Source organism: Nocardioides sp. P5_E3 (genome assembly GCF_054049275.1).
This window is the reverse complement of sequence record NZ_JBFUMR010000004.1, coordinates 1-17434: the sequence shown is the minus strand read 5'-3', so window position 1 is coordinate 17434 and position 17434 is coordinate 1. Positions and strand designations below refer to the sequence as shown.

21 protein-coding genes are annotated in these 17434 nt (G+C 72.2%); 10 read left to right on the top strand and 11 right to left on the bottom strand.

All coding sequences use genetic code 11. The features are described 5' to 3' along the window. Nucleotides 1-11: 11 nt before the first annotated feature. Nucleotides 12-998 carry a carbohydrate kinase family protein gene (locus ACXJKB_RS03090; protein WP_457185309.1) on the bottom strand — a complete coding sequence of 329 codons (987 nt, stop codon included), beginning with the start codon at nucleotides 996-998 and terminating at the stop codon, nucleotides 12-14. Nucleotides 999-1061: 63 nt separating this feature from the next. Between ACXJKB_RS03090 and ACXJKB_RS03085 the strand changes: the two genes are divergently transcribed. After that, nucleotides 1062-1316: a hypothetical protein gene (locus tag ACXJKB_RS03085; RefSeq protein ID WP_457185307.1), complete on the top strand. Its 255-nt coding sequence runs from the start codon at nucleotides 1062-1064 to the stop codon at nucleotides 1314-1316. A 116-nt stretch (nucleotides 1317-1432) separates the two neighbouring features. On the opposite strand, the gene erpA is transcribed toward ACXJKB_RS03085, so the two are convergent. The 3 genes from erpA to ACXJKB_RS03070 form a co-directional block, all read right to left on the bottom strand. Next, the gene (gene erpA / locus ACXJKB_RS03080) at nucleotides 1433-1792 is read right to left on the bottom strand and encodes an iron-sulfur cluster insertion protein ErpA (RefSeq protein WP_191196820.1); all 360 of its coding nucleotides are present in this window, start codon (nucleotides 1790-1792) and stop codon (nucleotides 1433-1435) included. A 226-nt stretch (nucleotides 1793-2018) separates the two neighbouring features. Beyond that, entirely contained in the window at nucleotides 2019-2981 is a 963-nt protein-coding gene (locus tag ACXJKB_RS03075; protein WP_457185305.1) for a hypothetical protein, read from the bottom strand. A gap of 201 nt (nucleotides 2982-3182) precedes the next feature. Then, a complete protein-coding gene (locus ACXJKB_RS03070) occupies nucleotides 3183-4265 on the bottom strand; it encodes a glycerate kinase family protein (protein WP_457185304.1) in 1083 nt (360 codons plus the stop codon). A 42-nt stretch (nucleotides 4266-4307) separates the two neighbouring features. Between ACXJKB_RS03070 and ACXJKB_RS03065 the strand changes: the two genes are divergently transcribed. After that, on the top strand, nucleotides 4308-4724 hold the full coding sequence (locus ACXJKB_RS03065; protein WP_457185302.1) for an SRPBCC domain-containing protein: 417 nt from the start codon (nucleotides 4308-4310) through the stop codon (nucleotides 4722-4724). Continuing rightward, nucleotides 4721-5608 carry a GNAT family N-acetyltransferase gene (locus tag ACXJKB_RS03060; RefSeq protein WP_457185300.1) on the top strand — a complete coding sequence of 296 codons (888 nt, stop codon included), beginning with the start codon at nucleotides 4721-4723 and terminating at the stop codon, nucleotides 5606-5608. Before ACXJKB_RS03065 ends, ACXJKB_RS03060 begins: the two co-directional genes overlap by 4 nt. A 24-nt stretch (nucleotides 5609-5632) precedes the next feature. On the opposite strand, the gene ACXJKB_RS03055 is transcribed toward ACXJKB_RS03060, so the two are convergent. Beyond that, entirely contained in the window at nucleotides 5633-6859 is a 1227-nt protein-coding gene (locus ACXJKB_RS03055) for a glucose-1-phosphate adenylyltransferase family protein (protein WP_457185298.1), read from the bottom strand. Nucleotides 6860-6914: 55 nt separating this feature from the next. Here ACXJKB_RS03055 and nadA point away from each other — a divergent pair, with 55 nt between their 5' ends. Further along, nucleotides 6915-8099, top strand: a complete 1185-nt coding sequence (gene nadA, locus ACXJKB_RS03050) for a quinolinate synthase NadA (RefSeq protein ID WP_457185296.1) — start codon at nucleotides 6915-6917, stop codon at nucleotides 8097-8099. 19 nt (nucleotides 8100-8118) lie between these two features. Then, on the top strand, nucleotides 8119-9303 hold the full coding sequence (locus ACXJKB_RS03045; protein ID WP_457185294.1) for a winged helix DNA-binding domain-containing protein: 1185 nt from the start codon (nucleotides 8119-8121) through the stop codon (nucleotides 9301-9303). 28 nt (nucleotides 9304-9331) lie between these two features. Here ACXJKB_RS03045 and ACXJKB_RS03040 read toward each other — a convergent pair whose 3' ends face one another. The 5 genes from ACXJKB_RS03040 to ACXJKB_RS03020 are packed head-to-tail and all read right to left on the bottom strand — an operon-like array spanning nucleotide 9332 to nucleotide 13084. After that, a complete protein-coding gene (locus ACXJKB_RS03040; RefSeq protein WP_457185292.1) occupies nucleotides 9332-10501 on the bottom strand; it encodes an ATP-binding protein in 1170 nt (389 codons plus the stop codon). Continuing rightward, a complete protein-coding gene (pspAB, locus tag ACXJKB_RS03035) occupies nucleotides 10498-11070 on the bottom strand; it encodes a PspA-associated protein PspAB (RefSeq protein ID WP_457185290.1) in 573 nt (190 codons plus the stop codon). The genes ACXJKB_RS03040 and pspAB overlap by 4 nt, the downstream gene beginning before the upstream one ends. Before the next feature lie 10 nt (nucleotides 11071-11080). Further along, nucleotides 11081-11995 (bottom strand): zinc metalloprotease HtpX, encoded by a 915-nt coding sequence (gene htpX / locus ACXJKB_RS03030; RefSeq protein ID WP_457185288.1) that lies wholly within the window; start codon nucleotides 11993-11995, stop codon nucleotides 11081-11083. 13 nt (nucleotides 11996-12008) lie between these two features. Beyond that, on the bottom strand, nucleotides 12009-12287 hold the full coding sequence (gene pspAA / locus ACXJKB_RS03025) for a PspA-associated protein PspAA (RefSeq protein WP_457185286.1): 279 nt from the start codon (nucleotides 12285-12287) through the stop codon (nucleotides 12009-12011). After that, nucleotides 12284-13084: a PspA/IM30 family protein gene (locus tag ACXJKB_RS03020; RefSeq protein ID WP_457185284.1), complete on the bottom strand. Its 801-nt coding sequence runs from the start codon at nucleotides 13082-13084 to the stop codon at nucleotides 12284-12286. Before ACXJKB_RS03020 ends, pspAA begins: the two co-directional genes overlap by 4 nt. 181 nt (nucleotides 13085-13265) lie before the next feature. On the opposite strand from ACXJKB_RS03020, the gene ACXJKB_RS03015 reads away from it, so the two are divergent. From ACXJKB_RS03015 to ACXJKB_RS02995, 5 genes are all read left to right on the top strand, one after another. Continuing rightward, nucleotides 13266-13862 (top strand): DUF3043 domain-containing protein, encoded by a 597-nt coding sequence (locus ACXJKB_RS03015; RefSeq protein ID WP_457185282.1) that lies wholly within the window; start codon nucleotides 13266-13268, stop codon nucleotides 13860-13862. Nucleotides 13863-13917: 55 nt separating this feature from the next. Next, nucleotides 13918-14442, top strand: a complete 525-nt coding sequence (locus ACXJKB_RS03010) for an N-acetyltransferase family protein (RefSeq protein WP_457185280.1) — start codon at nucleotides 13918-13920, stop codon at nucleotides 14440-14442. A 118-nt stretch (nucleotides 14443-14560) separates the two neighbouring features. Next, complete coding sequence (locus ACXJKB_RS03005; protein WP_457185278.1) at nucleotides 14561-14785, top strand: hypothetical protein; 225 nt, start codon at nucleotides 14561-14563, stop codon at nucleotides 14783-14785. Between the two features lie 55 nt (nucleotides 14786-14840). Further along, complete coding sequence (locus tag ACXJKB_RS03000; protein ID WP_457185276.1) at nucleotides 14841-15572, top strand: AzlC family ABC transporter permease; 732 nt, start codon at nucleotides 14841-14843, stop codon at nucleotides 15570-15572. Further along, complete coding sequence (locus tag ACXJKB_RS02995) at nucleotides 15572-15868, top strand: AzlD domain-containing protein (RefSeq protein ID WP_191196805.1); 297 nt, start codon at nucleotides 15572-15574, stop codon at nucleotides 15866-15868. Before ACXJKB_RS03000 ends, ACXJKB_RS02995 begins: the two co-directional genes overlap by 1 nt. A 34-nt stretch (nucleotides 15869-15902) precedes the next feature. Here ACXJKB_RS02995 and ACXJKB_RS02990 read toward each other — a convergent pair. Beyond that, a partial coding sequence (locus ACXJKB_RS02990; RefSeq protein ID WP_457185274.1) for a M4 family metallopeptidase occupies nucleotides 15903-17434 on the bottom strand: 1532 nt, incomplete at its 5' end.

The following is a 17434-nucleotide window of genomic DNA, read 5'->3' as shown; positions in this document are numbered from 1 at the left end:
GGCCTAGGCCCTCAGGGACGGATCGTGCGCAGGTGCGGCTCGAAGTCGGCCGAGGCTTCGTCGCCGTAGGTCGCCGCGCAGCGCTCGAGGAAGGCGGTGCGGGAGATCTCGTACTCCTGCGTTCCGACCTGCTCGACGACGTAGACCGCGAGCAGGCAGCCGAGCTGGGCGGCGCGCTCGTGGCCTAGGCCCCAGCTGAGGGCGGCCATGAAGCCGGCCCGGAACGCGTCGCCGACCCCGGTCGGCTCGACCTTCTCGATCTCCGGGACGGCCGGCACGACGACCGACTCCTCGCCCTTCCGGTCGATCCGGACGCCGGCCGGGCCGAGCGTGACGACCCAGGTGCCGACGCGGTCGAGCACCTCCGCGGCGCTCCAGCCGGTCTTCTGGGTGATCAGGCTGGCCTCGTACTCGTTGGAGAACAGGATCTCGGCGCCGTCGATGAGCGGACGGATCAGGTCGCCGTCGCCGAAGGCGAGCTGCTGGGAGGGGTCGGCCAGGAACCGGTAGCCGCGCTGGCGGCACTCCTCGGTGTGACGGAGCATCCCCTGCGGGTCGTCGGGGCCGATGATGACGTAGTCGGGCTCGCCCACGCGGTCGACGATCGGCTTGAGCTCGATCTCGCGGGACTCGCTCATCGCGCCGGCGTAGAAGCTGGCGATCTGCGCGTGGGCGGTGTCGTTGGTGCACACGAAGCGGGCGGTGTGGCGGGTCTCGGAGACGTGCACCGAGTCGCAGTCGACGTTGTGCCGTTCGAGCCACGCGCGGTACTCGGCGAAGTCCTCGCCGACCGCCCCGACCAGCACCGGGCGCAGGCCCAGGTTGCCGAGCCCGAAGCAGATGTTGGCCGCGCAGCCACCCCGTCGTACCTCGAGGTCCTCGACGAGGAACGAGACCGAGAGCTTGTCGAGCTGGTCGACCACCAGGCTGTCGGCGAACTTCCCCGGGAAGGACATCAGGTGGTCGGTCGCGATCGATCCGGCTACGAGGAGGGACACGCCGCGGACACTACCCCGCGGTACGGCTCGGGATACGCATCAGTAGCCAATACCGTCGACCCCATGACGACGTCCCGACGCCCCGCGCCCCTCTTCAGCGACGAGCTGGGCACCCCCGCCGAGATGGCCGCCGACGGCCGGGAGACCAGCCGCAACCTCGGTCTGCAGAGCCGCCTCGAGCGCGCCGCGCAGGCCGCTGTCGCCCCCGCGCCGAGCCTGCACTTCGACGACTACCCGGCCGAGGTCGCCAAGCGCGAGATCCGGGTCTCCGACGCCGCGGCCCGCATCGCCAACGCGCTCCACCTGCACCTGGACTGAGGTGACGCGTGGGGCTGAGCTTGCGAAGCCCCGGTCAGCGGCCGGAGAAGCAGCCAGAGCCACCGACGTACGACGAAGGCCCCCGCCAATGGCGGGGGCCTTCGTGAGGTCTCAGATCAGTGGAACGAGTCGCCGCAGGCGCAGGAGCCGGTGGCGTTGGGGTTGTCGATCGTGAAGCCCTGCTTCTCGATGGTGTCGACGAAGTCGATCTCGGCACCGTTGAGGTAGGGGACGCTCATCCGGTCGACGACCACGGTCACGCCGTCGAAGTCGGTGGTCACGTCGCCGTCGAGGGTGCGCTCGTCGAAGAAGAGCTGGTAGCGGAGGCCCGAGCAGCCACCGGGCTGCACGGAGATCCGCAGGGCCAGGTCGTCGCGACCCTCCTGCTCGAGGAGGCTGTTGATCTTGCTGGCGGCGACGGCGGAAAGGTTGATCTGATCGGTGCGGCGCTCAGTGGTCTCGACCTGCTCGGTCATCTCATCACTCCAGAAGTCTCGGGTACTGCTTGCCTCAATGGTCGCACACCGAGGGTTATTCCCCGAGGTCGTGGGCGACAGTGGTGCCCGACCGTGGAGGGTGGCGGCAGGTTGCACGTGTTCGGGCCAGCGGTGGCCCGTCTGCCGCCACCGTCCGTACGCCATCCCGCGAGGTGGCGGCGGATCACACGCTGCCAAGGCGAACAAGGGCGATCTGCCGCCACCTTCAGGCGGTACGCCGCCGGGGTGGCGCCACGGGGATCCGCTTGAGAAGGGCGAGCCTCCCTGCGGGGGTGAACAGCGAGTCACGGAGAAGCCGGTGCCATCCCCGTATGCGAGTGGGGTCGTGGTCCCTCCCCAGCGACCGGTCGGCATCCTCCAGGATCGTCACCGCCCGATGGATGACGTCTCCCCCGGTGTACCCGCGGCGCACGAATCCCTCTCGATCGACCCGGCGGTCCCGTCGCCGGTCACCGACCCTGCGCGGCGCCTTCTCGTGCTCGTCCCCGTCGAACTCATGAAGAGCAGTCGTCCCGACGACCCATAGATCGGCCTGAGCCACCAGCACTCCGTCGGCATCCACCAGCTCCCACTGTGGCTCCACCTCGATGCCGCACACGACGTGCAGCAGCCGGAGCAGCGACTCCCACAGGGACTGGGCGCGACCGTCCACCAGAGGCAGCGCCGCTCGCAGCCGCCGGCCACCCGGTCGTCGGGTCCTCGCGATCACCTCCAGCTCCTCCAGCGAGACCAGCTCGAGGAAGATTGCCGCGTCGATCAGCGCGACGATGTCGACGACGCCGAGCCACCGCGCCGCCGCCGTGAGCGCCTCAGGGACCGTCGCGACACGCAGGCCACGCACGACGACGTGCTCCACTGGTCGGATGTGGCGGCTCGTGTGCACGCCGCTGCGCATGGGCCGCGGGTCGTCCTTGGCCAACGCGACGAAGACAGGGCATTCCTCGGGCAACGGAGGCAGGGGAACCCCGTGGACCTCGAGGGCCGTGAGCCCGGTGAAGCAGCCGACGTCGGTCATCAGGAGCTGCCACCCGGACAGGTCGTCCTCAGCCCAGGCCGGCGGATGCTCCGCCGACTGCGAGGCACCCGCCGCCTGCTTGTGCACGCCGTACGTCACGCGCGCCCACGTCGCTCCGCGTCGATGCCCACGCACCGCTTCCAGCTCTTCCATGCCTCGAGGGTCATGGCACCCCCTCCGGCCGTCACAGGACCGCGACCGAGCCTGTGGACAACGATCTCGAGGTCCTTGCTGTGGACAGCTGCGGGCCCGGGGTCGGCCCGTCAGGGGTGGCGGAGGGATGGTGGCGGCACCTTGCGCCCGGGGACGGCGCCGGCTCGCGATCTGCCGCCACCCTGCCGGGGCTGGACTGCGTCAGCGCGACCAGGTGCGCGCGACCCGGGCGGCGAGGTCGGCGAGGGCGTCGGCGGGTGCGCTGAACGCGCGCTCCTCCCCCACGAGGTCGACGAGGGAGTACGCAGACTCGATGCCGAGGGCGCGCATCTCGCGCGAGCCGACGAGCACCTGGCCGGCGAGGGCGATGCAGGGACGGAGGGCCTCCGAGGCGACGGCGGCCACGCCGTAGGGCACCTTGCCGGCGCGGCTGGAGAAGTCGAAGGCGCCCTCGCCGGTCACGACCAGGTCGGACGCGCGGGCCCGGTCGGCCAGGGACACCGCGGACGCGACCAGGCCGATGCCCGGCTCCCGGGACGCGCCGAGGACGAGGAGGGCGTAGCCGATGCCGCCCGCGGCGCCGGCGCCCTTCTCCAGCGACGTACGCCGGTCGGTGGCGGCGGCGAAGGCCTCGAGCCACCCGTCCACCTCGGCGATCCGGTCCTCGGCGACGCCCTTCTGCGGCCCGAAGGTCTTGGTGGCCCCGAAGAGCCCGGTCAGGGGGTTGTCCACGTCGCTGGCGGCGACGAGCGTGACTCCGTCGAGCCTGGAGCGTGCCGCGGACAGGTCCACCGTCGTCACGGTCCCCAGCGGGGCTGCCCCGCCGTCGAGCACGCCGTCGGCGTGCGCGCCGAGGGCGGCCAGGACACCCGCGCCGCCGTCGTTGGTGCCGGTCCCACCCAGACCGACCACGACGGTCGTCGCGCCACCGGCCACCGCGGCCAGCACCAGCTCACCCACCCCCGCGCTCGAGGCGGTCTCGACCGGACCCGAGGACAGGTGCAGGCCGGCGGCCTGTGCGCTCTCGACGTAAGCCGTCGTGCCCACCCGCAGCACCACCGCGGGCACCGGGTCGCCGTGCGGCCCGCTGACCGTCACGGCGTCGAGGGATCCGCCGAGGGCGGCGTGCAGGACGTCGACGAAACCGGGGCCGCCGTCGGCCATGGGAGCGAGGTCGAGCTCGTCGTCCGGCGCGTGCCGGCGCCAGCCGGCGGCGACCGCCTCCGCGGCCTGGACCGCGGTGAGGGTGCCGGCGAACTTGTCCGGGGCGATCAGCACGCGCATGGCTGCATCCTTGCAGTGGGTGCGTCGGGCATGCTTACCTGCATGAGCCTCGACCCCATCGTCGCCGAGATCACGGTCCCGACGAGCATCACCGAGGCCTTCGTCGGCTTCACGGCCCAGATGGGCGAGTGGTGGGATCCCCTGCTCAGCCCCGAGCCGCCCACCTTCAACGGCATCGCCATCGACCCCGACGGGCCGGTCGCGTCGGTGCACGGCGAGGAGCAGTACGTCTGGGGCCGGGTGATGAAGTGGGACCCGATCGGCCACTACACGCAGGAGTTCTGGCTCGGGCACCCCGAGGAGGAGGCGACCGTGCTCGACGTCCGCTTCACCGAGGCACCCGAAGGCACGCTGGTGCGGCTCGTCCACAGCGGCTGGACCCCCGCCACCGAGGAGGTGCGCGAGAAGTACACGCACTGGGGCGACCTCCTGCAGAGGTACGCCACCCACGTGTCGTGAGCACGCCGCTCGTCCGGCCGATGCGCGTGGAGGACCTCGAGGCGTTCGCCGAGATCACCGCGACCTCCTACCACGAGGTCGACACCCGCACCCACCAGCGCGCCTGGCCCGACCCCGTACGACGCCCCGCCGCCCGCAACAGCCACTGGATCCGACGGACCGGGCAGGCGCTGGTGACCGACCCGGGCGGCTGCTGGGTGGCCGAGGTCGACGGCGAGGTGGTCGGCGGCGCGGTCTCGCGGGTCCGCGAGCTGATGTGGATCCTCGCGTCCTTCGCCGTCCGGCCCGAGCACCAGGGTCGCGGCATCGGCACCGAGCTGATGGCGGCGGCGATGCACCACGGCCGCGGGTGCCTGCGCGGCATGTTCGCCGCCAGCGCCGACCCCGGCGCCGTACGCCGCTACCGGCTGGCCGGCTTCGACCTGCACCCGCAGATGATGCTCACCGGGGTGGTCGACCGGAGCGCGATCCCGATGGTGGACCGGGTCCGCGAGGGCACGGCCGGCGACGTGGACCTGATGGACTCCGTCGACCGCCGCACGCGCGGCGCGGCCCACCTCGGTGACCACGAGCTGCTGCTCGCCCAGTTCAGGCTGGTGGTGACCGACCACTCGACCGGATCGGGCTACGCCTACGTCGACGACGACGGCTCGCCGGTGCTGGTGGCGGCCACCAACCGGCGTACGGCGTCGGGGCTCATGTGGGAGGCGCTGGCGTCCTCGTCGGCGGGCACGCAGGTGTCGGTCCACCACGTCACGGCGGCCAACGCGTGGGCGCTCGACGTGGGGCTGGCAGCGCGGATGGCGATCTACACCAACGGCTACCTGTGCCTGCGGCGGATGAAGCCGCCGGCGCCCTACCTGCACCACGGCTCGCTGCTCTAGCCCGACGACCCGTCGGGCGGCGCCTCAGGTCGCCGAGCCCGGCTCCAGGCGAGCGCCTGCGGCCACGGTGCCGGAGACCCGGGAGTCGCGGCCAACGAGCACGAGGTCGTCGTCGTGGGCCAGGCGCCGCGACGGCTCCGCTCCGACCCGTGCCTTCGCGAGCACCTCGGAGCGCTCGTCGAGGACGGAGGTGCGCACCACCGATCCCGCGCGGATGACGCAGTCCTCCATCACCACGCTGTCGTGGATCTCCGCGCCCTTCTCCACCACGACGCCGGGACCCAGCACGCTGCCCGTGACGAGGCCGGCGACGTCCGCCCCCGGGGACAGCATCGAGTCGCGGCACTCCCCCGACGCCCGCACGCGGGCGGCGGGACGGTCGGGCCAGTGCGAGATGACCGGCCGGCCGGGGTGGTCGAAGACGTCGACCCGTCCGGCGAGCAGGTCGCGGTGGGACTGCAGGTAGAGGCTCGGCTGGCCGACGTCACGCCAGTAGCCGGTCAGCGGGACCGCGACGGTCTTCCCGGTCTCCACGAGCCGCGGGAGCAGGTGCTCGCCGAAGTCGCCGATGCCGCTGTCGCCGCCGTCGGCCTCCGCCGACAGCTCGCGACGCAGGTCGCGCAGCGTCTCCAGCAGCGCCTCGGTGTCGTAGAGGAAGATCTCGGTCGCGACGGTGCCCGCCGAGGGCCGGGACGGCTTGTTCTCGACGCCGGTGACGGTGCCGTCGCGGCCTGCGATCACGACGACGTTGTCCGAGGCGTCCTTCTTGGTGACCTCGCTGGTCAGCACGGTGGCCACGCGACCGGCGGCGACGTGCTCCTCGACCACGGGCGCGAGGTCCATGTTGAAGACGTGGTCGGCGCTGCACACGGCGAGCGTGCGCGCACCGAACGCCTCGATGTCGGCCGACATCCGCAGCAGCAGGTCGCCGTTGCCGTGGGCGAAGCCGCTCTCGGTCGCGGGTCCGGTGCCGGTCTGCGGGACGATGCGGCGGAAGCCGCCGCGGTTGCGGTCCAGGCTCCACGGGCGACCCCCGGAGAGGTAGTCGTCGATCGAGGTCACCTGGTACTCCAGGGACACCCACACGTCGGCGAGGTCGGCGTGAACGAGCCCCGAGAGGGCGAAGTCGACCAGCCGGTGCACCCCGCCGTACGGCAGTGCGGGCTTGGCCCGTTCGCGCGTCAGCACGTCCATCCGGGACCCCTGGCCCCCGGCCTGCACCAGGGCAAGCACCTCACCGCGTCGTGACATGGCCGAAGCATGGCACCCGGGGTGAGCTGTCCGCGCCCCCTCATAGGATGAAGGAATGAGCCTCGTCGACCTGCCGCTCCTCCCCCTCGGCAAGGGCCGCGACCTCGACGCCGAGCGCGGCGTGGAGTGTCCCGGCGACCTGCCCGCGGCGTCCGACCCCGACCTGGTCGCCCGGGCGCGCGCGGCCAAGGAGGCGCTGGGCGAGCGGGTCTTCGTCCTCGGTCACCACTACCAGCGCGACGAGGTCATCCAGTTCGCCGACGTCACCGGCGACTCCTTCAAGCTGGCCCGCGACGCGGCCGCACGCCCGGCCGCGGAGTTCATCGTCTTCTGCGGCGTCCACTTCATGGCCGAGTCCGCCGACATCCTCACCTCGCCGAGCCAGCAGGTGGTCCTCCCCGACCTCGCCGCCGGTTGCTCGATGGCCGACATGGCCCGTCTGCGCCAGGTCGAGGACGCCTGGGACGCGATGGCCGACGCGGGCATCCAGGACGCCGTCGTCCCGGTGACCTACATGAACTCCAGCGCCGACATCAAGGCGTTCTGCGGGCGCAACGGCGGAGTCGTCTGCACCTCGTCCAACGCCGACGTCGCGCTGGACTGGGCGTTCGCCCAGAAAGCCGATCTCGGCGAGGGCGCCAAGGTGCTCTTCCTGCCCGACCAGCACCTCGGTCGCAACACCGCGGTGCTCCAGATGGGCATCGGCCTCGACGAGTGCGTCGTGTGGGACCCGTTGCAGCCCGGCGGCGGCCTGACCACGGAGGAGCTCCGGAAGGCGCGGATGATCCTCTGGAAGGGTCACTGCTCGGTGCACGGCAGGTTCTCCGAGGACGTCGTCGACGAGCTGCGCGTCAAGCACCCCGGCATCAACGTGCTGGTCCACCCGGAGTGCAAGCACGAGGTCGTGCTCAAGGCCGACCTGGTCGGCTCCACCGAGTTCATCATCAAGACCATCGAGGCCGCCGAGCCCGGCACGGTGTGGGCCATCGGCACCGAGCTCAACCTGGTCAAGCGTCTCGCCGACGCCCACCCCGACAAGACGATCGTCTTCCTCGACCGCAACGTCTGCTACTGCTCGACGATGAACCGCATCGACCTCCCGCACCTCGTCTGGGCCCTCGAGAGCCTGGTCGCCGGCACCGTGGTCAACCGGATCACCGTCGACCCCGACACCGAGGCCGACGCGCTCGTGGCGCTCCAGCGGATGCTCGACCTGCCCGGCAAGTCGCACCGCGACTGAGCGACCGGGCGCGACGACGATGGCACGACGGCGGATCAGCGACTCCGAGCGCCGCAGCCGGATCGCCGTACGACACGCGCTGGCGCCGGCGCACCGGCTGACCGACGTCGCCGAGGTGACCCGCGCGATGACGGTCCTGCACGCGACCGAGGCGGCCACCGTGCACCTCGCGGTCGCCGCCCGCGCCGAGGGCGTCAAGCCCGAGGACGTCGACGCGGAGCTGTACGACGCCCGGTCGGTGGTGAAGCAGCTCGCGATGCGACGGACGCTGTTCGTCTTCCCACGTGAGCTGCTGCCCGCGGCATGGGGCAGCGCCTCGGCACGGGTGGCGACCTCGGAGCGCAAGCGGATCGCCAAGGCCATCGCCGCCGGCGGCATCGCCCGCGACGGGGAGGCGTGGCTGGACGCCGCCCGCGACGCGACGCTCGCCCGCCTGGCGGCGGGGCCGGCGACCACCGCCGAGCTGCGGGCCGAGGTCCCGGAGCTGGCCGGGATGGTCGGCGGCACCACCGACAAGACGTGGGACCGACCCGTGTCGGTCGCCCCCTGGGTGCTCACCCACCTCGGCCTCGAGGGGAAGGCCCTGCGCGGGCGCAACGCCGGGCACTGGCGCCTCAACAAGCCGACCTGGACGACCGCCGACGACTGGCTGGGGGTCGTGGACGAGCCGCTCGGGCAGGACCCCGGCTACGCCGCGCTGGTGGACCGGTGGCTGACCACCTTCGGACCCGGCACCGCGGCCGACATCCAGTGGTGGCTGGGGTCGACCAAGACCGCCGTCACCCGGGCGCTGGCCGACCTGGGCGCCGTCGAGGTCGACCTCGACCACGGCACGACGGGCTGGGTCCATCCCGCCGACGAGGACACCGGACCCGTCGAGCCGTGGGCGGCACTCCTGCCGACGCTCGACCCCACGGTGATGGGCTGGAAGTCGCGCGACTTCTACCTCGCCCCGGAGCATGTCCCCTACCTCTTCGACACCAACGGCAACGCCGGCACCACGGCGTGGTGGGACGGCCGCATCGTGGGCTGCTGGGTCCAGGACGAGGAGGGGGTGGTGCGGCTGTCCCTGCTGGAGGACGTCGGACCCGACGGGCTCGCCGCCCTCGAGCTCGAGGCGCAGCGGCTCACCGCCTGGCTCGACGGCACCGTCATCGGCAACGTCTACGCCTCGCGGCAGATGAAGCAGGCCAAGCTGCCCTGACCCCGGGCGCGACCTGCGCGGGACGGGCTCAGGCGTCGGCGCGGGGCAGCTCGAACCAGAACACGGCTCCGCCGCCCTCGCGGTCCTCGACGCCCATCTGGCCGCCATGGGCCTCGACGATCCGACGGCACGTCGCCAGCCCGATGCCCGAGCCCTCGACGGTCTTGTCGAGGCGCGCCAGCGGCGCGAACACCCGCTCGCGCTTCTCGTCCGGGATCCCGCGGCCCCGGTCGCGCACCTCGACGCGATGGTGCCCGTCGACCGGCATCGAGTCGACCTCGACGTCGGGCTGCTCGCCCGCGACGGTGAACTTCGCCGCGTTGTCGACGAGGTTCATCAGCACCGACCGCAGCTGGCCGGCGTCACCGCGCACCAGCGGTAGCTCGCCCACGCCCACCTGCTCGCGGGGGATCCGCCCGGTCAGGTCGTCGAGCGCCGACTGCATCTCCACGGCGAGGTCGACGACGTCCTCACCCGGGGCCTGGCCCTGCTGCGCGAACTCCAGCAGGTTGTTGATCAGGTCGGTCATCCGGTCCACGCCGCGGCGCGCGCGGGCCAGGGTGTCGAGCTGGTCGGGCTCCTCGATGTCGAGCTCGAGCGTCTCGAGCGACAGCGAGATGGACGTCAGCGGGTTCTTCAGGTCGTGGCTGACCTGCCCGGCGAACTGGGCAAGGCGCTCGTTGGAGGTGCTGAGGCGGGCGTTGGCCACGCTGAGGCGGCGCGAGGCGAGCTCGAGCTCGAGGACGTCCACCACGCGGTCGGCGAGCTGGGCCAGGCCTCGGGCCGCCTGGGGCGTCACCTCGTGGGACCGGTCGTCGAAGACGCAGAGGGTGCCGATGGTGACGCCGGCGGGTGTCGTGAGCGGGTGGGAGCCGTAGTACTTCACGTCGGCGAGCTCGCCGGTCGTCCACGGGTTGTGGGCGAAGCGCACGTCGTCACCGGCGTCCTCGAGCATGATCGGCGTGCCGCTCTCCACCACGAGCCGGCACATCGAGTGGTCGATCGGCGAGTCCGCGCCGTCGAAGCCGGCCGTCGCGACCTGGTGCTGCGAGTGGGAGCTCAGCAGGTTGACGGCGGCGAAGGGCACGCCGGCGACCTGGGCGGCGAGCTGCACGAGGGAGTCGAGCTCGCGGCGTGGCTCCCCGTCGAGGACGTCGTACGCCGCGATCGAGCGGTCGCGTGCCTCCGCGTCCGTCACAGCCCCGGGGCCTTCCAGACCGCAAGCCACCGCTGCAGGTCCGGCTCCATGGGGAGCTCGGCTCCCAGCAGGTCGCGCACGGACAGCTCCAGCAGCGTGTCGCGGGTCTGCTCGCCCGAGGGCGCGAAGGGGTAGAACGTGCCCTGCTTGTAGAGGTAGGTGAGGCCGAAGCGCTGACCCGACGCGTTGGCGAACGGGACCATCGAGCACAGCAGGCCGGACTCGAACCCGTTGAGCTCGAGCGTGGTGTTGACGGCGTGGAGGTCGGTGCACAGCCCGGGCACGTCGTCCTTGTCACCGGCGACCACGAGCCAGGTGAACCCGAAGTCGTCCTGGGTGATCTCGACCTCGGGCGCCTCGGCGTCGTCACGGATCAGGGCCAGCACATCGGCCTGGGTCTGCGCGAAGGCCGCCCCGGCCGCCGAGCGGTAGCAGACCGATCCCGCGCCGGTGGGCTCGAACCCCAGCGCGGTCTGGAGCGTGATCGCAGCGCTCGGCACGTGGAAGAGCGCGTCGAGGTTGTTGCGCTTGGGCTGCGTCCGCGCGCGCATCGCCTCCCAGAGTCCCATCGCCGTCCCCTCAGTCGTTCGGCCGGCTCAGCTCGGCCTGGATCCGGGCGAGCTGCTCGAGCCGTTGCTGGAGGGGCGGGTGGGTGGCCATCAGGCCGCTCAGGCCACCGGCGAACGCCGGGACGATGCACAGCGCGCTCGCCGAGTTGGCCGTGCGCAGGTCCTTCGTCGGGGTGGCCGCGGCCGACTCGCCGCTGATCTTCTGCAGGGCCGAGGCGAGGGCTGCCGGCTTCATCGTCAGGTAGGCGCCCGACCGGTCGGCGCAGAGCTCGCGGTAGCGCGAGAGGACGCGCAGCATCACGAAGCTGACGGCGTACACGAACAGGCTGACGAGCAGCACGACCAGGGCGACCGGCAGGGCGCTGTTGTTGTTGCCGCGCGAGCGGCCCATGCCGCCGAACTGCGTGAAGCGCATCAGCAGGCCCGCCGCGATGCCGGCCGACGAGGCGATCGTCATCACCAGCACGTCGCGGTGGGCGACGTGGCTCAGCTCGTGGGCCAGGACCGCCTCGAGCTCCTCGGCATCGAGCTTCTGGAGGATGCCGGTCGTCACGCAGACCACCGCACGGTCGGGCGAGCGACCGGTCGCGAACGCGTTGGCGACCGGCAGGTCGGAGACACCGACCCGCGGCTTGGGCATGTCGGCGAGGGCGCAGAGCCGGTCGATCATGCCGTGCAGCTCGGGCGCCTCCTCCGGGCTCACCTCGCGGGCGCGCATCGCCCGCATCGCGACCTTGTCGGAGCTCCACCACTGCCAGAAGGCGATGCCGATCGCGATGGCTGCGACCGCGATGGCCCCGCCGGCGCTGTTGACGTAGGCGATGACCAGCGAGACGAGGCCCACGAACAGCGCCCCGAGCAGGAACATGGTGAGGGTCATCCGGGCGGTCAGCCCGGAGTCCTTGATGAAGCGGGAGGTGGCCACGAGTCGGGCGACCTCAGCCAGGGATGAGGCCGTCGTCGCCCAAGAGCTCACGGACCTCGTCGATGGTCGCGTCCGGCGGCGGCAGGATCAGGTCGGACTCGTCGAGCGAGTCGAGCTCGTGGTGCGAGCCGCTCGCGCGGACGGCGGACAGCAGGCCGTGCAGGGCGGTGCGGAACATCGCCTCGTCACCCGAGTCGACGGCCTGCTCGATCTGGTTGTCGAGGCCGTTGAGGGCGTCGAGCGCGTGGTCGTCGAGGTCGTACTGACCCTCGCCGAGGATGCGTACGATCATGCGCGCCCGCCCTCGTTGGTCTCGCCCTCGGCGCGCACGGTCTCGGGCTCCTCGGCGAGGATGTCGCCACCCGTCTCGGAGGACTCGATGGCCTGCGGGGCGCTCGAAGCCTTGAGCCGCGCCAGCTCGGCCTCGACGTCGGAGCCCGAGCTGAGGGCGTCGAGCTCACGCGTGATGTCGTCGCCGGCGTTGAGCTGGGAGGCGTCGTCGAGGGCGCCGGAGGCGATCAGCTCGTCGATGGCCTGGCCGCGCGCCTGCATCTGGGCGGTCTTGTCCTCGGCACGCTGGATGGCGAGGCCGACGTCGCCCATCTCCTCGCCGATGCCCGACATCGCCTCGCCGATGCGCGTCTGCGCCTCGGCGGCGGTGTAGGTGGCCTTGATGGTCTCCTTGCGGGTGCGGAAGGCCTCGACCTTGGCCTGCAGCCGCTGCTGCGCCAGGACGAGCTTCTCCTCCTCGCCCTGGAGCGTCGCCTGCTGCTCCTTGAGGGCGGTGATCTGCGAGGCGAGCCCCGACTTGCGGGTCAGCGCCTCGCGGGCGAGGTCCTCGCGACCGGCGCCGATGGCCTTCTCGGCCTGTCCCTGCAGCTTGGCCGCCTGCTGGTCGAGCTGGTTGACCTGCAGCTCGACGCGCTTGCGGCTGGTGGCCACGTCGGCGACACCGCGGCGGACCTTGGAGAGGAGCTCGAGCTGCCGCTGGTAGCTGTAGTCGAGGGTCTCGCGGGGGTCCTCCGCCTTGTCCAGGGCCTTGTTGGCCTTGGAGCGGAAGATCAGGCTGATGCGCTTCATGAGACTCATCGGGGTGGAGACCCTCTCTTGGTCATGCGGGGGTGGTGGCTGGAACGACTGGACTGTCGTTCTCACCCTAGAACCAAACCCAAGGCGGAGGTAGGGCATCCCGCGACGCCGCGCCCGGCGGGTCGCGACGATAGGCTGGTCATACCGTCACGATCCGTCCATCCGTTCCTCTCGTAGCCATGTGAAGGCAGCACGCGTGTTCCGTCGTACCAACTCCGAGCCGGAGACCCCCACCACCGACCTGAAGGCGGGCGGCAAGGGTCGACCCACGCCGACGCGCAAGGAGGCCGAGGCAGCCGCCCGGGCCCGCGCGAAGGTGCCCCGCACGCGCAAGGAGCAGGCCGCCGCCCAGCGCGCCGCGCGCGGCGACACGTCCCGCAAGATGCGCCAGGCGATGAAGACCGGTGACGAGAAGTACCTGCCCGCCCGCGACCGCGGTCCCGTGCGCCGCTTCATCCGCGACTTCGTCGACTCGCGGTTCTCCTTCATCGAGCTGATGGTCCCGCTGCTGATCGTGTCGATGGTGCTGGGCTACTCCGGCAGCTCGACGATGGTCCAGCTCGGCAACACGGTCCTGTTCACCACCCTGCTGGTGATCGTCCTCGACATCGTGATGCTCCGGCTCCGGCTGCGGCGCGAGCTCGCCCGCCGCTTCCCCGAGGAGCCGGTCAAGGGCACCACGCTCTACGCCGCGATGCGGTCCCTGCAGATGAAGTTCCTCCGGCTGCCCAAGCCGCAGGTCAAGATCGGCGAGAAGCTCCCCGAGACCTATCGATGAGCCCGCGCTGATGTCCCACAGCCACTCCCCCGCAGGCGGGGGACCCAGTGCCGACGTGTCCGTGCGGGTCGCCTGGGCCGACGACGCGCCGGCGATCGCCGCCGTGCAGGTCCGGGCGTGGCCCGAGCTCTACGCCGGCCTGCTGCCGGCCGAGGTGCTGCCGACCGACGTCGACGCCGTCGCCGAGCAGTGGCGCCAGGTGCTCGCGCGTCCGGCCGACGCCCGCAACCGGGTGCTCGTCGCCCTCGAGCGCAACCGGGTGGTGGGCTTCGCCCTGACCTCGGCAGCCGCTGACCCCGACTGCGACCCCGTCGCCGACGGAGAGCTGGCCGAGGTGACCCTCGACCCCTCGGAGCGGGCGAAGGGCCACGGCTCGCGGCTGCTCCAGGCGGCCGTCGACACCCTCGCCGCCGACCGCTTCACCCGCGCCGTCAGCTGGGTCAACGCCGGCGACGACGCCCTGCGGACGTTCCTCACCGACGCCGGCTGGGCACCGGACACGGCCCACCGCGAGCTCGACCTCGACGGGACCGGCACGACCACCGTCAAGCAGGTACGCCTCCACACGGCGATCGCCTGACCTCGTCTCTCGCGGCATGACCCGATCGGGGTAATTCACCCCTGGGGCGCTTGCATTTCGCGTCACGCGCGTCACCATGGACTGACCGGCCGCTCGCCGGTCCACCACGGGGGTCCAGATGCTAGGTCCGCTTCCCGCTCTGCACAGGTACGTGCTCGTCCTCGCCGCGCTCGTCGTCTGCGTCGGCATCGGCCTCTGGTTCGGCGCCGTGCCGCAGCTCCCGCTCAACCTGCGGGTGGGGCTGGTCGCCGGCGCCGCAGCGGGGGTCGCCGCGGCGTTCGTGCTCGTCCACGACTTCCACCAGCAGCAGGGCCGCGCCGCCCGCGCACGCCGTCGCCACTGAGCTGCGGGTCGGGACGGGCTCCGGGCCCGCCCGGCAGATGACCTAGCCTCGGGGCGTGTCCGAAGCCGCCATCAGTCCCACTGAGCGGTCGGCGATCGTCCGCGACAGCCTGGCGGTCGGCCTGGCCACCGGGGCGTACGGCTTCGGCTTCGGCGCCGTGTCGGTCGCCTCCGGCCTGAGCATCGCCCAGACGTGCGTCCTGTCGCTGCTGATGTTCACCGGTGCCAGCCAGTTCGCCCTCGTGGGAGTCGTGGCCGCGGGAGGCGCCCCGGTGTCGGGTGCGGCGACGGCGCTGCTGCTCGGCACCCGCAACACCCTCTACGGCCTCCGGATGGCGCCGCTGCTGCGCTGGCGCGGCTGGCGGCGCGTGGCGGCCGCCCACGTGCTGATCGACGAGTCGACGGCGATGGGGGTCACCCGCGACACCACCGAGGGCACCCGCCTGGGCTTCCTCACCACCGGTGTCTCCGTCTTCGTCCTGTGGAACCTCGCGACCGCCGTCGGGGCGGTCGCCGGCGAGGCCGTCGGCGACCCCCGCACGTTCGGTCTCGACGCCGCCGTGGGCGCCGCGTTCCTCGCCCTGCTGTGGCCGCGGCTCCGCGACCGGCGCAACGTCCTCGTGGGCGTCCTCGCCGCGGCCGTCGCGCTCGCGGCGGTGCCGGTGACGGCGGCCGGGGTGCCGGTGCTCGCGGCCGGCGGAGTGGCTCTGCTCGTCGGGGTGCTGGGCAAGCGCCAGGACCCCACCGAGGTCCCCGGGCCCGACGACGTGGCAGGGAGGCACCACTGATGTGGACCGCCGTGCTGCTGGCCGGCGTCGGGTGCTACCTGCTCAAGCTGGCGGGGCTGTCGCTGCCGGAGCGGGTGCTGGCGCACCCGACGGTCGAGCGGGTCGCGGACCTGATCCCGGTGGCGCTGCTGTCGGCACTGGTCGCCGTGCAGGTCTTCTCGACAGGCCCCGAGCTGGTGCTCGACGCACGCGCGCTGGGACTCGCCTTCGCCGTGGTGGCCCTGCTGCTGCGCATGCCGTTCCTCGTCGTGGTCGTGGGGGCGTCGGTCGTGGCGGCCGTGGCTCGCCTCGTCTGACGCCCCCACTCCCCATGTGGGTCGGCTGGGGTGGTCAGCCGACCGAGACGGCGCTCCAGGCCGCGGCCACAGCGGTGTGCTGGGCCGAGCCGGCGCCGTACAGGTCCCGCGCCGCGTCGAGCGTCGCGGTGCGCGCACCGGCGTACGTGGTGCCGGAGGTCATGTAGACCGTCAGCGCGCGGTACCAGATCCTCGCTGCCGCGTCCCGGCCGATGCCGGTGACCGACGAGCCGTTGCAGGTCGTCGAGCTGTGGCTCACGCCGCCGATCGTCCTGGTCCCGCTGCCCTCGGCGAGCAGGTAGAAGAAGTGGTTGCCGATGCCGGAGGAGTAGTGCACGTCGACGTCCTTGGCGGTGCTGCTCCAGCAGTCGAGCGAGCTGCCGTCGGACGACGGGCGGTCCATCCGGCGGAACCCGGCGTGCTCCTTGAGGTCGAACTCCTCGCCGATGAGGTAGTCGGCCGGGTCGTTGGCGTTGCCCGCGTGGAACTCGACGAGGGTGCCGAAAATGTCGGAGGTCGCCTCGTTGAGGCCGCCGGACTCGCCGGAGTAGGTCAGGTTCGCGGAGTTCTCGGTCACGCCGTGGGTCATCTCGTGGCCGGCGACGTCGAGCGAGACCAGCGGCCCGAAGTCGACGCCGTCGCCGTCGCCGTACGTCATCTTGCTGCCGTCCCAGAACGCGTTGACGTAGCCGTTGCCGTAGTGGACCCGGTTGTAGGAGCCGCGGCCGTCGTTCCAGATGCCGTTGCGCCCGTGCACGGCCTTGAAGTAGTCCCACGTGACGTCGGAGCCGTACTGCGCGTCGGCTCCGGCGCTCGCCCGGTTGCTGGGCTGGCCGTTGCCGAAGGTCGTCGACGTCGAGGTGAACGTCGTGCCCGTGGAGCACCCGGTGCCGAAGATCTGGCAGAAGATCGAGTCCTCGGCGTTCTTCATGTCGGTCGTGTAGGTGCCGCCGCGCGTGGCGTCCTTGAGCGTGTACGACGTCCCGGAGCCGCTGACCTGCAGCGGGATCGTGCCGCTGTAGAGCGTCTGGCCCTGTCCGTCGACGTTGACGACCTGCTCCTCGCTCCGGATCACCGTGCCGGTGCGTGCGTCGACGTACGTCGCCAGGCGCGAGGGGGTGCCGTCGGCCTGCGTGCCGCCGGTGACGACCTCCCACGCCAGGCGCGGCGTGGCCCTTGTGGCGTCGACGACGAGCTCACGCGCCTCGGCACGGTCGTCGCCGCGGACGCCGGCGGTGCGGGCGTTGCGCGCCAGGACGGTGCGCGTGGCCGCGGTCCTCGGGATCGCGGCGTCGGTGCCGACGGTCAGCGGCGCGGCCACCGTCTGGCTGACGCCGTCCCAGCCGCCGGAGGCGTCACGGTGGACGACGAGGTCGCCGCCGACCACGCGGAGGCCGTCCAGGGTGCGGTCGAACCGCACGTGCGTGCTGCCGTCCGGGTCGACGAGGGTGGTGCCGGCGACGAAGGCCTGGCCGTCGGTGCTGCGCGCCGCGCCCGGGTGGCGCTGCAGCGCGGCGAGGGCGTCGGACACGACGTCGGCCCGGACCGCCGCGGGCGCGCCCTGCG

Excerpts from the sequence above, each read along its gene's own strand:
- ACXJKB_RS03085 (WP_457185307.1), top strand. The coding sequence starts at position 1,062 with ATGACGACGTCCCGACGCCCCGCGCCCCTCTTCAGCGACGAGCTGGGC.
- erpA (WP_191196820.1), bottom strand. The coding sequence starts at position 1,792 with ATGACCGAGCAGGTCGAGACCACTGAGCGCCGCACCGATCAGATCAAC.
- ACXJKB_RS03075 (WP_457185305.1), bottom strand. The coding sequence starts at position 2,981 with ATGGAAGAGCTGGAAGCGGTGCGTGGGCATCGACGCGGAGCGACGTGG.
- ACXJKB_RS03070 (WP_457185304.1), bottom strand. The coding sequence starts at position 4,265 with ATGCGCGTGCTGATCGCCCCGGACAAGTTCGCCGGCACCCTCACCGCG.
- ACXJKB_RS03065 (WP_457185302.1), top strand. The coding sequence starts at position 4,308 with ATGAGCCTCGACCCCATCGTCGCCGAGATCACGGTCCCGACGAGCATC.
- ACXJKB_RS03055 (WP_457185298.1), bottom strand. The coding sequence starts at position 6,859 with ATGTCACGACGCGGTGAGGTGCTTGCCCTGGTGCAGGCCGGGGGCCAG.
- nadA (WP_457185296.1), top strand. The coding sequence starts at position 6,915 with ATGAGCCTCGTCGACCTGCCGCTCCTCCCCCTCGGCAAGGGCCGCGAC.
- ACXJKB_RS03045 (WP_457185294.1), top strand. The coding sequence starts at position 8,119 with ATGGCACGACGGCGGATCAGCGACTCCGAGCGCCGCAGCCGGATCGCC.
- pspAB (WP_457185290.1), bottom strand. The coding sequence starts at position 11,070 with ATGGGACTCTGGGAGGCGATGCGCGCGCGGACGCAGCCCAAGCGCAAC.
- pspAA (WP_457185286.1), bottom strand. The coding sequence starts at position 12,287 with ATGATCGTACGCATCCTCGGCGAGGGTCAGTACGACCTCGACGACCAC.
- ACXJKB_RS03020 (WP_457185284.1), bottom strand. The coding sequence starts at position 13,084 with ATGAGTCTCATGAAGCGCATCAGCCTGATCTTCCGCTCCAAGGCCAAC.
- ACXJKB_RS03005 (WP_457185278.1), top strand. The coding sequence starts at position 14,561 with ATGCTAGGTCCGCTTCCCGCTCTGCACAGGTACGTGCTCGTCCTCGCC.
- ACXJKB_RS02995 (WP_191196805.1), top strand. The coding sequence starts at position 15,572 with ATGTGGACCGCCGTGCTGCTGGCCGGCGTCGGGTGCTACCTGCTCAAG.